Below are 14,146 nucleotides of genomic sequence, written 5' to 3' on the forward strand. Positions count from 1 at the left end.
CATTGAAACAATTATCAAAATGGGGATTTTTTCTGTTGGCCAGTACAACTATGACGATGGGGGTTGTAGGTTGTGGTACAAGCCAGTCAACAGATCAGTCATCAAGCTCTTCAAACGCATCAAACAATCAACCTGTTCAAGTAACGTTTTGGGAAGGTATGTCGGGGCAATTAGGCGGCGTACTACAACATTTGGTCAGTGAATTTAACGCAACACATCCTAAAATTCATGTCAATGCAATATATGAAGGCAGTTATTCAGATCCCAGCAGTACATTGCAACAAAAATTACTGGCAGCAATTGCTTCCGGCAAAGTGCCAGATATGGTACAAGTAGAAGTTCATTCATTACCGACTTATGCTGCAAATGGAGCTTTGCAAAATTTAACTACTTACATGACAAATTCACAACACGATAAAATTTCTGATTTTGTACCCGGTATTCTCAATAATACGATGTACAATCAAACTGTTTATGGATTGCCCTTTAATCGCAGTGTGCAAACTTTTTACTATAATCCTATCATGTTTCGTGAAGCTGGGATATTAACCCCTCCCAAAACTTGGTCTCAAGTCCAGCAGGATGCCTTGATCATTTCAAAGAAATTGAGTAAACCAGGCAAAAAAGTGTATGGCTTTGAACCTGCAGGCGGTTGGTGGACATTTGAACAGAACGTGCTCTCTGCCGGAGGCACATTAATGAACAGCAGCATGACTCAAGCGACTTTTGATTCTCCCCAAGCAGCAAAAGTTTTGAAAATTATGAAGCAAATGGAGCAGCAAGGAACTCTTAAGTATCACGCTTCAGCGAATGGATGGGATGAAACCATAGCTGATTTTGGAGACAGCAAAACGGCGATGTACTGTGGATCTGCAGCAGATATGGGACAAATTCGGCAAACAGGTGTTACCTTTAAAGCCATTCCAATGCCTTATGTTACGCAACCGGTTGTAACATCCGGAGGAGCGGATATGGCTATACTAGCGGCAGCTCCGGCTGCTGAAAAGAAGGCTGCTTGGACTTTTATGGAGTGGATGACAGCCCCGGCCCAAACAGAGTATTGGAGTATGCATACAGGATATTTACCTGTATTAAAGGCCGCACTCAGCTCGTCTACCATGGAAAATTACTTTCACCAGCATCCCAATGCGTACGTTCCGGTTTCAGAGTTATCGTTCGCAGTACAAGCACCACCTACTCCGCTTTATTTAGAACTTCAGCATTATGAACAGAACGCGGTTGATGATGTGCTTGTTAAGCATGAATCGGTCATGCAAGCCTTACAGCAGAATGTAGAAAAAGCTAATCAAGCTATTGCACAATAAAAAGCCTGCAAAGGATTCTAAAATTCATTCATGAAAACTTAAAGCACTTCCATTCTTTGAGATAGGATGGAAGTGCTTTTTGATTCAATGCTTATTGCTCATGATTCATATAAAGGTTGAATATAAGTTTCTTGAAAACGATTAGAGGACAGGGGCGGGTTATAGTAATAACCTTGTAGGTATTCGATACCGCAATGAATTAAAAATTTCTCCTGTTCTGCGCTTTCAACTCCTTCGGCCACAGCAGTAAGTCCTAGCAATTTTCCCATTGTAATAATGGCGCGAACCAAACGCTCATGATATTCATTATGGGGTAACGTTTGAATAAAACTACGATCAATTTTTATGTGATCAAAAGGGAAGCGATGCAAATAAGCTAATGAAGAATAGCCTGTGCCAAAATCATCAATGGCCAGACGAACTCCAAGAGAATGGAGTTTTTGTAATGCTTCTACAGCCTCCCCTTTCAGCAAATCGTTTTCCGTAATTTCTAATTGAAGCATATGAGGTGGAAAAGAATGGGCTTTTAGTAGGTTATCAAGGAAATTGTAAAAAGAATCAATGTCACGAATATCTTGTCCTGACAAATTCACTGAAAGTAAAAAAGGATGTCTAAGTTGTTTTAGCCACATGTTTGTTTGTGTAATCGATTTTTCTAAGACATGCATTGTGATTCTGGATAATAAGCCTGACGATTCTGCCAAATGAAGGAATTGTCCGGGGGTTAACAATTCTCCATTTCCGCGATTCCAACGAATTAATGCCTCTGAACCACAAAGAGTTTGACTGGTTGCATGGATAATAGGTTGATAATAAATTTCCAGTTCATTTCTAGCTATTGCACCGTAGAGATCGTTTTTCAGTTGTTGTTCATATCGAATATTCTCGTTAAGTGCTGAACTAAAAAATTCAACCCGATGGCCTCCCGTTTGCTTGACTCTATACATAGCATGATCGCTGTGAGACAGCAAAGTTTGCAAATGATCTCCATCTCTTGGGAAAACGGAAATCCCAATACTAGCACTTAATTTTGTGGAAATATTTTTCAAATATGGATCAGAAAATGTGTCCATAATTTTTTGAGCAATGGTAATGAGTTCGCCCTCTATTTCTGCGTGGCGTACCAGGATAACGAATTCATCGCCTCCAAAGCGTCCAATATAATCCATAGAGCGAATAGCTTCTCGAAAATTAGAAGCGACTTTCTTTAGAACCTCATCACCCGTAGCATGTCCATAGGTATCGTTGATATTTTTAAAACCATCCAAGTCTATAAATAAGATACCAACCATTTCATTGTCTTGTTTACTTTGTTCTAAAATAGAGTTTGCATTTTCAAGAAATGTGGAACGGTTGAGTAATCCGGTCAGTCCATCCAAACTTGAAATTTGTTTGATTTTTTCATTCAGGCGTTCTCTGGTCCGTAGATTTTCTAAAATGTGCATATAGCTTAACCATGCAAAAAAAAGAAAAAGTGATCCAGCAATAATAATCCAGAGAATGCTATTTTTTAAATATTCTGATGCTAACATACGATTACTAGATTCGTTATGTAAAAAAGGTTTTTGCATAACTTGAACCATGGAATAAATATTATTTAATGGAATTTTACGGTTTTCTTGATGTATAGTTTGTAAAACTTTTTGATGAAATCCATTTTGTTGATTCTGTATTTCCGAACTTAGAAAAGATAATTTTAAATGAATCATTGACTCAAAATGATCCACTTGCGAAAGAGATAAACCATTGGATAATAAGGCTGGTTTAAGAGAATGTAGAATCGGTTGAATTTGATTGTAATAATGTTGGTAATAATTTAAATAAATAGGATTATTCGTAAGAAGATAGCTGCGTTGATTGGATTCTGCTGTGACGATTTGATTGAATACTTTTTCTAAAGTATCGATGGTTTGAACATCTGCGTAGGATTGATTTTGGGCTTGGACAATCTCAACACCTCGATGAATGATCCATCCACCAATTAAGCCGAGAAATAGAACCATAACTGAAATTTGCAAAAGAATGAGTCTTTCAATTTTTAATTTTGGAAAACGAAAATAAGTTGACATCATATTTACCTCGTTTCCATTTTTAAAATAATCTACAAAATATAACTATACATAAAAAATATACCTATTAGATTCAAAATTCAATCTTGCCCGATCCGGTATGTAGGCAAAAGCAGTTTTCAATTAGAACATCAATTTTATAATTTCAAACTGGATACTTGCTCTTCATCTCTCTATCTTTCCAAATGATTTTTCCTTTACGAATAGCATGGGCGGAATCGATACAAAGACATAGGGATGTCAGGATGAGAAATGGGAAAAAAATAACCATCCAAATAGGAATCTGAATGATTCGGCGAGTACACATCCAAGTTAGTACACTTGTTCCAATGCCAACGAAAGCCACAAGAATAGATGATTGAACAAGGTTCGATACGCACGAGGTTATCAACAAGAAGTAAGGTAACGTGAAACTAATAGATAACCAGATCCAAATGATAAGGGCAATCATAGGTTTTCCGGCAATCAAACTCCAATTTTTTCTGAATCCAAGCCATGCTTGTTGCCCGTTTTCATACATGGTACAGGATGTTTGAGAAATCCCGTTGAGAAATAGAAGGTTAAGGCCAAGTTTCGCGCTTAGACGAGCCAGCGCAATGTCTTCTACCCACTCGGTTTTGACAGCACAGTGTCCGCCTATGGCATCATAGGCCTGGCGACGAAAAGCGAGTACTTGACCAATGGCAATTGGAAAGGAAGAAAAGACTCTCCATCGAGATCGGGCAATGAGAAAAAGAGGAAGGTGAGTAAGTAGACTCCATCCGAGCATGGATAGTAGCCAAGCACTGCCTATGGTTTGAGTTTTTTGATAGGGAAAGACGGAAACGAGGTCTATCTTGGGGTTGCTAAATTTTTCAGACATGGCTTGAAGAAATGTGGGTTGATGGATGGTATCGGCATCCACAAAGACAAGAATGTCTGCATGACTGGCGTTGGCCAGTTGTTGACATGCCCATGATTTTCCGACCCAACCGGAAGGGAGTGGTTTTCCATGTATTAACTTCAATTTTACTGATGGAGATTGATGAATGAATTGTTGGACAAGAGCAGAAGTCGTATCTGTGGATCTATCGTCAAGTACTGTAATCGAATAGTTTGTATAAGTTTGAGTCAATAGAGACTGGAGACATGTTTGAATATTGTTTTCTTCGTTACGAGCGGGTATGAGTACATCAATATGAGGATAATAGTTTGTCTTGGAAGATAAGATAGTTTCTTTGTCCTTTGAGCAGGTCAGGCGCGGCCAGAAGAAGGTATTAAGCAAAGTAACAGTTGCAATACAGATATAGTAGACGAGCATCAGATTATCTGTCATAAGAGTCACCTTGATCAATTTAACACAGTTTTTGGCCGTTTGTAGCCAAACCAAAGCAGCGGTGTTGTCAAACACCAAGTTGACAAAAGAATTAATGCGTGAGGTGAAAACAGTAAATAAAGAGCGAATAAAAGGGTAGCTAGGGTAACAGATTTGAATCTGTCTTGACGCAGGATCATGATAAATATCAAAAACAATACACCCAGTACAAAAGACGCCCAAGGCCCTGGCATTGCCGACCATAAACCTATGTAGGCAGCCAAACCAATTCCTCCTTTACCACGTAAGAATGGGCTCCAGCGATGTCCATAAATCGGCGAACTGGCAATAAAGGGGATCCACCATCCCCAAGAGAGTTCCAGTTGAGCCACATGTGCGGGCAAATATCCTTTCGCTATATCCAGTAATAACACAATCGTTCCAATCCATTTTCCTGAAGCTTTCCAAGTATTAAAAGCCCCTGGATTGCCATCACCAACCAAGCGGGGGTCAGCAGATTTGAACTTGGATAGCCAGACTGACCAAGGTAACGAACCTAGAAAAAAACCACCGATTATAAGCAACACGATTTGGGCAAGCAGATTCTCTTTCAATTTTTTTCCCTCATTTATGTGGAGCATCTGAAAATGCTGTAAGAATCTTTACATTGCGTGGAGAAATTGATTTTTCTTTGGGCCAGACAAGAATGGCTGACCAGGAAACAAGAGTATTGGTCAACAGAAAAAAAATGATTTCTTCAATAGGAACACCATAGACAGTTAAATCAAGAATACGAGATTGATGAAAGTACCAGATCCCTTGGTGAATAGCAACACTATCACATACCGAAAGGTAGAGAGTGGGTGGGAAAATAACCCAAAAGAGCAGTTTGCTATTCGCCAAGAGAAGCTTAGCATTGTATAGCATTTGAATTCCTAACGGAAAAAGAGCCCAACTGCCAAGTAGGGATAGATATGTAAGGTGAGACGAGAGTCTGTGATTCAAGACAAAATAGAGCGTGATCGCAATACCAAACCAAAAAACCCAGATGATGATGGATGCTAATCGTGTTTTCCATTTGGAATACATTTGAGGATGTAAAACAGGAATATTGAATTGTATCAACGTAAACCACTGTAAGATCAGTATAGTCTGTAAAATATAGAAGGTAATTTCTTCAATAGGCACACCATAGACCGTGATTCCTATCACTTGATTGCGATGATAGTTCCATACGCCCTTGTGAATGAGAAATGAATCCCAAGGGGTTGTGTAGAGAATGATAATTATGAAGAGAAGGATGAATAATAATCGCCGATTTCGATGATTCCACTGAATTGATGAATCATACTTGGCTCCTCTCTTTCGTTTCTGCAACAACAGAAACAACAAAATATTAGCACTTAAAATAAAAGTAAGCAGGAATGAAAGGTAGCTCATATGGGAAACACCTCTACGACGAATCGTTGTGGCTCAAGAGCTGCTCGCATTTTTTGACGCGGAATGTGACGATTTGCTTGTATGGAAGCTTGTTGCAACAAGCGAGCCAACATCCACTTGACTTGCAGTTTGGCAAAAGTCGCTCCTGGGCAGAATCGTTTGCCAGCTCCAAAGGGCAGATAGGTGTATGGTGTTGGTCGAAAATGTTCATGCCATCGCATGGGATCAAACTCCAGTGGACGCTCCCAGTAGTTCTCATGCCGATGCAGCAAATAGTAACTCAACATCACACGCTCTTGGAGGCTCTGTGTGCTCTCTTTTGTTCTTGGGCACCGCTTGGTGCGGATTCCAGAATGAATGGGTGGATAAAGACGTAACACTTCTTTTATAAATTGATCTAAAAAATGTAATTGATTTGCAGTACGGACATTAGCCAATGAATCTCCCATTTCGTTGCAAATTTCCTTACGTATGCGTTTCTGCCATTCTGGGAATTTTGCTAGCAGTGCAATAGACCAAGCCAAGAGTGAGGTCACAGTGTCGTGACCAGCAATGAGCAAGGTCATGAGTTGATCAGTGACAAATGATTCACCATATGCATCGGTCAGGGATTGAGAGAGAAAATCAATTGCTTTGACTGGGGCAGATGGAGCTTTTACAGCTTGTTGAGCTAAAGTTTCAAGGTGATGGCGTAATCGTAATAACGATTTTGGCAGAGAAGATTTTCCGGAAAGCAACCACCATCCGGGGCCAATATAGTGAACAGCCTGCATAAGTAGTGGAAAGTAAGTTCTTTTTTCCTCTTCTGATAATTGATGGTTAAAATACACATTTTCCAGTGTTTCCCAAGCGTATTTCCTTACTGCAGAGTTGACATTGATTGTTTGAGAACGTATCCAACTCTGAATCGTTCTATCTAAAGAATGCTCGGTTTCTTGAAGAAAATATTCCAATTTAGACTCTGGTGTCGCTTGCATTAGCAATGATTTGACCTCTGCATGTCTATGATCGTCAAGGACGAGCAACCCGTCTCCGAAAAGTTTCGTTACTGGGTCGGTCTCCATTCTTGTTGTAAAAGAAACAGCATCAGTGACCAAGAGGCGCTTGGCGTTTTCTGGGGAGGCAACAATTACGGTCGAAAATTTGGGAATTTGCAATCGAAAGATATCGTGTCCCAAGGAAGTATGAATGGTGTGCAATCCTTCCAATGGACAGCCGGGAGCCTTGACCATAGATTTTAGCGCTAAAAGCCCGGATTTTGCTTGCAAATCACGTGTGGAAGGAATATCGCCCCATTCATGATCGGTCATTCTGTTGACCTCCTTAGTTCGATTGTTCAATATCATCAAGAATCAGCTTATGTACAATTTTGGCCGACAGCAGTACTCCTGGAATACCAGCGCCAGGATGGGTTCCTGCTCCCACTAGGTATAAACCTTTTACGGTTTCTGATGCGTTATGCGGCCTAAACCAAGCGGATTGAGTCAGATGTGGTTCAAGTGAAAATCCCGTTCCAAGATAGGTGTTCAGTTCATGCTCAAAATAATTGGGATCAATCACATGCCGCTTGACAATATGACGTTTCAATCCAGGCATAAAATGTTGATCAATCACTTGCGTGACGCGTTCTTCTAATCTAGGCAACGCTTCATACCAGTCAATGTTGGAGAGCTGGTTCGGAACGGGAACCAGCACATACATCGTCTCATGTGCTTCTGGAGCCATGGAGGGGTCAGTACGTGTGGGCAGATGAATATACATAGAAAAATCTTCTGCCAGTCGATGAGAAACAAAGATGTCATGGATCAGGCCGCCAAATCTTGGACCAAAAACAATATTATGATGGCCTAGTGGATTGTCCGTAAATTTTTTGTTGAGCGCAAAATACCATACAACAAGCGACATACTGTATCTGGAAAATCGTTCATAGCGTAGGCGATGATGTCTCCATGCTCGATCTCGGTCTTCCAATAATGACAAATATGTGGTAGGAACATCGGCATTGGAGACAACATAATCTGCCGAGAATTTTTCCCCATTTTTTAAGAGTAATCCGGTGACTCGACCATGTTGGGTTGTAATACGCTGTATTTCAGTTTGGAAATGAATATTTCCGCCCATTTGCTGAAAGAGTTGGACGAGCGCATTGATGAGTTGTCCCATGCCACCTTTTGGATACCATACACCCCAAGCGCGTTCGATAAGATGGATCATGGTATAAATGGAAGAGACTCGAAGCGGATTACCGCCAATAAAAAGAGGGTGGAAAGAGAAACACATTCTTAGAAAGTTGTCTTCAATATGTCTTGAAACAAAACGATAGACAGATTCATGAGCACGCAATCGTAAAAGATTCGGTGCTATGCTTAACATGGAATTTAATTTCAGAAAAGGTTCTTGGCCTAATTGAAGAAAACCTTTTTCAAACATGGGTTCGGCAGCTTTAAGCAAGTTCAGGTAGCCGTCGGTATCACTGGCGCGAAATTTTCTGATTTGCTCCATTACAAAGGGGATATCGGCATTATAGACAAAATTTCGTCCATTCCAGTCAAAGATATGGTAAAACGGATCGACAGGTAAAAAAGTAATATTCTTACTGCGTTCTTGATTGGCCAGCTCGAATAATTCGTCAAACATCCAAGGAGCAGTCAGTACTGTAGGTCCGCCATCAAATCGAAATTCGTCCATATGAAATGTGCGCGCTCGTCCACCTGGGTCAGGATGTTTTTCAAATAGATGAACCTCCAAATCATGTGAAGCCAGACGAATGGCTGTTGCCAAACCGCCAAATCCACTGCCAATGACTGCGACAACTTTTTTCTTCACACATTTAACCGCCCTTCGTGGATGTTCTTGTCCATTTTTGCAGCGTATCTGACGACTAAGGGTAAAGCTTCGACGGTCGCCGTGATCAACTTGCGCCGCCATGAGGCGTGAGAGCGTCGAGAAAATACATCGTATGAATGTCGCTCTATATCACGAAGGATGTCTCGATACCAAACTGCTGAAAGAGCAACTGGTAAACGTGCACTCATATGGAGATACGCAATACCTGGCAAAGCGGATTTGTACAGTTGACGGTTTCTCGCAATTTGAAATTGCATAAAGCTTCTCCAGTTGCTTGATACCTTCTGACGATTGATTGCCGCTTCATCAATCTGGAAATGAGCCAGTTCGTCTTGCGGTAAATAAATGCGTCCTCGCTCGAAATCTTCACGTACATCGCGCAAGATATTGGTGATTTGTAGAGCTATGCCAAGTTCAATAGCGTATTGAACAGCCTTTAGACTCGAAAATCCGAAGATGTGCATGGAAATCAGGCCAACTGTGGAGGCCACACCGTAACAATAATGAATTAAATCATCAAACGATTCATATCGAGTTTGCTCAAAATCCTGCAATAAAGTTTGTAAAAGATCAGAACTAAATGTAAGTGGAATTCGATATTCTGCACTTGTTCTAAGCCATTCTTCAAGAATTGGATGTGGCTTAGCCGATGGACAATGATTTGAAATCGTCTCAAGCCAGCAGGATAGAGTTTCTTTACCTGAGAGATCATGTAAATCAGCGAGATCGTCAGCAGTACGGCAAAATGCATAGAAGGAATAGATGGCTTGACGTTTCCTGCGCGGTAGAACCTTGGCAGCTAGGGAAAACGTCACACTATTAGATTGGATGATCTGCGATAAATCAGTTACGCTTTCCTGGATAGACAGGTAATCTTCTTTGTATACCTGCATCTGTTGAATTTCTTGAATTGCACGATTTGTCAATTTTTCAATGGAATGGACCCCTGACAACACGAGACGAATCGCCTTCTCTCGCAGGATTTCTTGTATGATTTAGTGAATTTCCATCAATCTGTAAAGACATTGGAATAGTTCACTCTTCCATGGTTCGTTCCATTCTACGTGTTCAAGATATTGGAGGATTTCTGTTTGCAAGTTTCGTTGAATCGATAGAGATTCTTCTAAAATATCGTCTTCCATAAGCGCTATCTGCCAATCGGACTGTGTCATTTCGCTTTGTAGAGCTTCTGAGTTCCAAAGTGAATAAAAATGTTTTTGTGCTTTAAGCCCTAGTAATACGGGTAAAGTTTTTTTCCTTCTCAGTGTATCCTGTCCAGTTGGTTTGCCAAGGTTCCTTTCAACTTCAAAAAGATCTCGAAAATCATCTTGGATTTGAAAAAGAACTCCTAGTTTTCTCCCGGCTTTTCGCAAGATCAAACGTTTTTCAGGACTACAACCTGCGAGAATAGCGGAAATCTCAAAACTAAGACCAAACAATGTCCCGGTTTTAAGTTCTATTAATTTAAAGTACTGTGACAAAGTAACATCGTCAATTTGTTCATATTCCATGTCCAGTTGTTGTCCGTTGCTTAGTGAGATACATGTCATTGATAATGTTTCATAGATGTCCAATACGCTCTCTGCTGGAAAGTCAGAGCGTAGCAGATTTAACGATTCGAATGCTAATGCAAATAAGGCATCGCCTGCATTTATGGCTCGATGAACACCCCAAACGTTCCAAACTGCAGGACGACCTCGACGTATAGGCGATTCATCTTGGATATCGTCATGAATGAGGGAGAAGCTGTGTACGCATTCAATGGCGGCAGCTGCGGGGATAGCAGGCACCCATTCACTGACCAGGGCGGCATAGACTAATAAAAGGAGAATAGGACGTGTCCGTTTACTCCAACTATCTGTTGATTTGTAGCCCGCACCGGCATTGTTGTCATAACCTAAATGGTATCGAGTCATTTGAGAAAGTTGAGATTGATTTTCGCCGAGTCGACTAGTGAGTACCCATAGCGTTTGGTCGATTGCTTTTCGCATTTGGACAAGGGACGCTGCAGTTTTAGGCATATACTCCACCTTCTCAATGGTTTTTAGACCAGATGATTATCACATGTACTCAACTTTAATTTTGGGTATAAGCTTATGAAATGAATTTAAAAGGAAATGGATTGATAGATTTTGTTGATGTTGAATGGTATGGTGTGAATTGAGAGTACCGTTCACAGGAATGTAATCCAATATTGTCATATCAAAGGTATTTCCTGCAATAGAGAAGATTAATGATATTCTAATTTTTTTAAATTTATTTGTCAAAATCATATACAGTTTTGGTTGTGAAAATCTGTCTTTCGGAAAGATTCTAATTATCTATTTGAATGCTAGGTTCATGTTGATATACTTGTCCTAACATTGGCACGAAACTCATGTTTGCGAGCAACGATGGACACATGGTCAGACTCCAAACTTTCCTTCACAACCTTGTTCCTTAAACTTCTGGGAAAACAAACTAACGCCTGACCATGAACAATCCCTCCTGAGGCTATCCTTCTACAAACATCAGGGCTTGTTCAATTATACAATGGGGCTGAAGAGAAACCGTGTTTGGAGCAGACAGACATGATGTCTATAAAGCACTGTACCGTAACATGCACGCAGGCATGGTGTTACGTGACGAACGTGATACTGTTTGTGGCTTTGCGCTGTCTGTGAAAAGAAACGATCTTCTTGTTGTTGGACCCGTGATTGCAGAGAATCAAGAGGCGGCTCTGCATCTTGTTCAAAGCCTTTGTTTAGATTGGAATGGGAGAGTCCGGACCGATGTGCCAAGCGAGCAGACTTCCTTTATGGCACGGCTATCGAAATCAGGGTTCAGCGAAAAGATGGTCTCTCCGGTGATGGTTCTTGGGGCTACCTGCTTGCCTGGTCAACGTAATTGTTTGTTTAGCATCGTTGGTCCGGTATTCGGATAATCCTCGCCGTTTAGAAGTCTCCTTTATGAGCCAATCATTCTTATATGACCTCTTCCGCAATCTATTTCCACTGTCATCGAACCTATGACATGGAGTTATCTCACCAATCTGTACGAGCACTCCAGTACGTCCAGATGAGCGGTTCCACCACCATCCAACAGATATCCAGCCATCTGGGCTGTGCCCAGAACACCGCTTCGGAAATAGTACGGAGACTGAGACAGAAGAAGCTCCTTGAGAAGCATAGGCGCAGTGACGACGAACGGGTCGTTAAAGTGCAATTGACGGAGGCTGGTCGATTGGTGGTGCTTCAACATACGGGTCTTGATGTCGACCATCTTAGCGTCAGGTTAGAGCAAGTTTCGGAAGAGGAGCATAATCGGATCCTCCAAGGGCTAACATCGCTTCTAAAGGCTGTACGGGGTGAGGAGAAATGATTGCGATTCTTGTAATAGTGATAGTGTCTGCACTGGTCATTGCAATAGTGACAGCTATCTCAAAACAATTTCCTGGGATTGATGGATGGATTGTGGCTTTGCCCATAATAGTCAGACATGAAAAACTGCGAATAAGCTAGAATGAGGGAGAAAACGAAAGGTTATAGAGAGGAATGGGCATGATAATCCATTTTGACTCATTACCAAATTCGCCTAACAAGGTACCATATAGTGGTGGAGATGTACGGAAGGAGCATGGACCTTAATGGGAGATATCCTTTAATGGCTGAGTAACTGTATGGATATAGTTGCTTCCTTTGGTTGAAGGGGTTAATTGTGTCCATATTCACTCATACCATTATAGGAACGCTGGGGTCTTGTGCTATAAATGCCAAACGCCAAGCGAATGCCTATGTCGGTATTCGTCTTTTTTGCTTGGTGAACTATATCTCCAATAGTGCTTGTTCAGCGTTTCTAAAAAGGGGATGCTTTTTATGAAACGATTAACGAATAAGATTGCGATTGTTACTGGTGCCAGCCGAGTAAACGGAATTGGTACTGCAATATGTCGAGAATTAGCCAGAGAAGGAGCAGATATTTTTTTTACTCATTGGTCAAGGTATGACCGCCAGATGAAGTATTTCATTGAGGATGATTCCGCTTGGTCACAGCATTTGATGAAGGAGATCCGAAGCCTTGGAGTCCGATGCGAATCGATGGAATTGGACTTATCGCAACCAGATGCCCCGAGACAACTGCTCGATGAAGTTCATGAGAAATTAGGTTCTCCATCAATTCTTGTTAATAATGCGACACATTGTGTTGACGTGGATTTTCGTTCGATTAGTGCGGAAATTCTCGATGCTCATTACAGTGTGAATGTAAGTGGAACGTGTCTTTTAACTGTAGAGTTTGCTCGCCAAATTGAGGGCAAACATGGTGGGCGAATCATTAACATGGTGTCAGGGCAAGACAAATCACCTGAGCGGGGTAATTTGGCATACGTTTCAACAAAAGGTGCGATTTCCACTTTTACCGAAACAGTCGCTCTCGAATTGGCACCACTTAAAATCACGGTTAATGCTGTAGATCCTGGACCGACAGACTCTGGGTGGATGAGTAGCGAATTAAAAGAGTTTTTATTGCCAAAATTCCCGATGGGTCGAATTGGGGAACCACGTGATGTGGCAAAGTTAATCGTTTTTCTTGCGAGTGATGAGTCCGAATGGATTACCGGGCAAATTATTCACTCCGATGGTGGCTTCTGGTGATGTAGCATTCTCGATCGCTCCCTGCAGTGTTCTTCAACTAAAGGGCGCAAAAATTCAAGTTCCCTGTGCCCACCTGTAATATGAATATATGATGGCGTACACTTTCGGAATCTTGCGAATTAGGTCAGTTATCTTCGATTGTATAATATATCAATATATATTAATATAAAAATAAGTTTGTATTTTGGGGGAGGTATCCCATACATGATCTGCGATGCTCATGATGTTTTTAAGGCTCTTTCCGATCCAAACCGTTTAAGGATTATCCAAGGGTTATCCACTAGATGTCAAAGCGTCAATGAAATATCAGAGACGGTTGGGATGTCCCAACCATTGACATCTCATCACTTAAAAGCTCTTCGCCGGGCTGGTATTGTTCGTCAGGAGATTTGTGCTACATCTCGATATTACTGTTTATCAAATGAAATCATTCTTGATATGGTTCGACTCTGTCATGAATTTATTTCAAGAGATATTTCGAAAAAAGGAATTTATTGCAGCGAACAGGAGGTAATACAACAATGATGGTGGGTACGGCGG

General features: G+C 41.1%; 13 protein-coding genes. 5 read left to right on the forward strand and 8 right to left on the reverse strand.

Going from position 1 to position 14,146, the window contains the following annotated elements:
- Positions 1-2 precede the first annotated feature (2 nt).
- Positions 3-1,325 carry an ABC transporter substrate-binding protein gene (locus FY534_RS03350; RefSeq protein WP_203115213.1) on the forward strand — a complete coding sequence of 441 codons (1,323 nt, stop codon included), beginning with the start codon at positions 3-5 and terminating at the stop codon, positions 1,323-1,325.
- Between the two features lie 98 nt (positions 1,326-1,423).
- Here the strand turns inward: FY534_RS03350 and FY534_RS03355 are convergent, their stop codons facing one another.
- The 8 genes from FY534_RS03355 to FY534_RS03390 all read right to left on the reverse strand — a co-directional run bounded on the left by FY534_RS03355 (position 1,424) and on the right by FY534_RS03390 (position 10,996).
- A complete protein-coding gene (locus tag FY534_RS03355) occupies positions 1,424-3,394 on the reverse strand; it encodes an EAL domain-containing protein (protein WP_203115214.1) in 1,971 nt (656 codons plus the stop codon).
- A gap of 145 nt (positions 3,395-3,539) precedes the next feature.
- On the reverse strand, positions 3,540-4,709 hold the full coding sequence (locus FY534_RS03360; RefSeq protein WP_203115215.1) for a glycosyltransferase family 2 protein: 1,170 nt from the start codon (positions 4,707-4,709) through the stop codon (positions 3,540-3,542).
- A 14-nt stretch (positions 4,710-4,723) separates the two neighbouring features.
- A complete protein-coding gene (locus FY534_RS03365) occupies positions 4,724-5,302 on the reverse strand; it encodes a glycerol-3-phosphate acyltransferase (protein ID WP_203115216.1) in 579 nt (192 codons plus the stop codon).
- A gap of 10 nt (positions 5,303-5,312) precedes the next feature.
- Positions 5,313-6,128 (reverse strand): lycopene cyclase domain-containing protein, encoded by an 816-nt coding sequence (locus FY534_RS03370; RefSeq protein ID WP_203115217.1) that lies wholly within the window; start codon positions 6,126-6,128, stop codon positions 5,313-5,315.
- On the reverse strand, positions 6,125-7,438 hold the full coding sequence (locus FY534_RS03375) for a cytochrome P450 (protein WP_203115218.1): 1,314 nt from the start codon (positions 7,436-7,438) through the stop codon (positions 6,125-6,127). Before FY534_RS03375 ends, FY534_RS03370 begins: the two co-directional genes overlap by 4 nt.
- Positions 7,439-7,451: 13 nt before the next feature.
- Entirely contained in the window at positions 7,452-8,954 is a 1,503-nt protein-coding gene (crtI, locus tag FY534_RS03380) for a phytoene desaturase family protein (protein ID WP_203115219.1), read from the reverse strand.
- Positions 8,951-9,931, reverse strand: coding sequence for a phytoene/squalene synthase family protein (locus FY534_RS03385; RefSeq protein ID WP_203115220.1), 981 nt, complete (start codon positions 9,929-9,931; stop codon positions 8,951-8,953). The genes crtI and FY534_RS03385 overlap by 4 nt, the downstream gene beginning before the upstream one ends.
- 39 nt (positions 9,932-9,970) lie before the next feature.
- The gene (locus FY534_RS03390) at positions 9,971-10,996 is read right to left on the reverse strand and encodes a polyprenyl synthetase family protein (RefSeq protein WP_203115221.1); all 1,026 of its coding nucleotides are present in this window, start codon (positions 10,994-10,996) and stop codon (positions 9,971-9,973) included.
- A gap of 530 nt (positions 10,997-11,526) precedes the next feature.
- Here FY534_RS03390 and FY534_RS03395 point away from each other — a divergent pair.
- From FY534_RS03395 to FY534_RS03410, 4 genes are all read left to right on the forward strand, one after another.
- Entirely contained in the window at positions 11,527-11,898 is a 372-nt protein-coding gene (locus tag FY534_RS03395; protein ID WP_203115222.1) for a GNAT family N-acetyltransferase, read from the forward strand.
- Positions 11,899-11,987: 89 nt separating this feature from the next.
- A complete protein-coding gene (locus FY534_RS14975) occupies positions 11,988-12,335 on the forward strand; it encodes a MarR family winged helix-turn-helix transcriptional regulator (RefSeq protein ID WP_370541561.1) in 348 nt (115 codons plus the stop codon).
- A 494-nt stretch (positions 12,336-12,829) separates the two neighbouring features.
- Positions 12,830-13,606 carry an SDR family oxidoreductase gene (locus FY534_RS03405; protein ID WP_203115224.1) on the forward strand — a complete coding sequence of 259 codons (777 nt, stop codon included), beginning with the start codon at positions 12,830-12,832 and terminating at the stop codon, positions 13,604-13,606.
- Between the two features lie 204 nt (positions 13,607-13,810).
- Positions 13,811-14,131 (forward strand): ArsR/SmtB family transcription factor, encoded by a 321-nt coding sequence (locus FY534_RS03410; protein WP_203115225.1) that lies wholly within the window; start codon positions 13,811-13,813, stop codon positions 14,129-14,131.
- Positions 14,132-14,146 lie beyond the last annotated feature (15 nt).

The sequence above is a fragment of the Alicyclobacillus sp. TC genome, assembly GCF_016804365.1.
Lineage (GTDB): Bacteria > Bacillota > Bacilli > Alicyclobacillales > Alicyclobacillaceae > Alicyclobacillus_I > Alicyclobacillus_I tolerans.

What these genes read in the sequence shown, in the direction of transcription:
- FY534_RS03410 (WP_203115225.1), top strand. Translation starts at nt 13,811, where the DNA reads ATGATCTGCGATGCTCATGATGTTTTTAAGGCTCTTTCCGATCCAAAC.
- FY534_RS03370 (WP_203115217.1), bottom strand. Translation starts at nt 6,128, where the DNA reads ATGAGCTACCTTTCATTCCTGCTTACTTTTATTTTAAGTGCTAATATT.
- FY534_RS03360 (WP_203115215.1), bottom strand. Translation starts at nt 4,709, where the DNA reads ATGACAGATAATCTGATGCTCGTCTACTATATCTGTATTGCAACTGTT.
- FY534_RS03390 (WP_203115221.1), bottom strand. Translation starts at nt 10,996, where the DNA reads ATGCCTAAAACTGCAGCGTCCCTTGTCCAAATGCGAAAAGCAATCGAC.
- FY534_RS03375 (WP_203115218.1), bottom strand. Translation starts at nt 7,438, where the DNA reads ATGACCGATCATGAATGGGGCGATATTCCTTCCACACGTGATTTGCAA.
- FY534_RS03405 (WP_203115224.1), top strand. Translation starts at nt 12,830, where the DNA reads ATGAAACGATTAACGAATAAGATTGCGATTGTTACTGGTGCCAGCCGA.
- FY534_RS03355 (WP_203115214.1), bottom strand. Translation starts at nt 3,394, where the DNA reads ATGTCAACTTATTTTCGTTTTCCAAAATTAAAAATTGAAAGACTCATT.
- FY534_RS14975 (WP_370541561.1), top strand. Translation starts at nt 11,988, where the DNA reads ATGGAGTTATCTCACCAATCTGTACGAGCACTCCAGTACGTCCAGATG.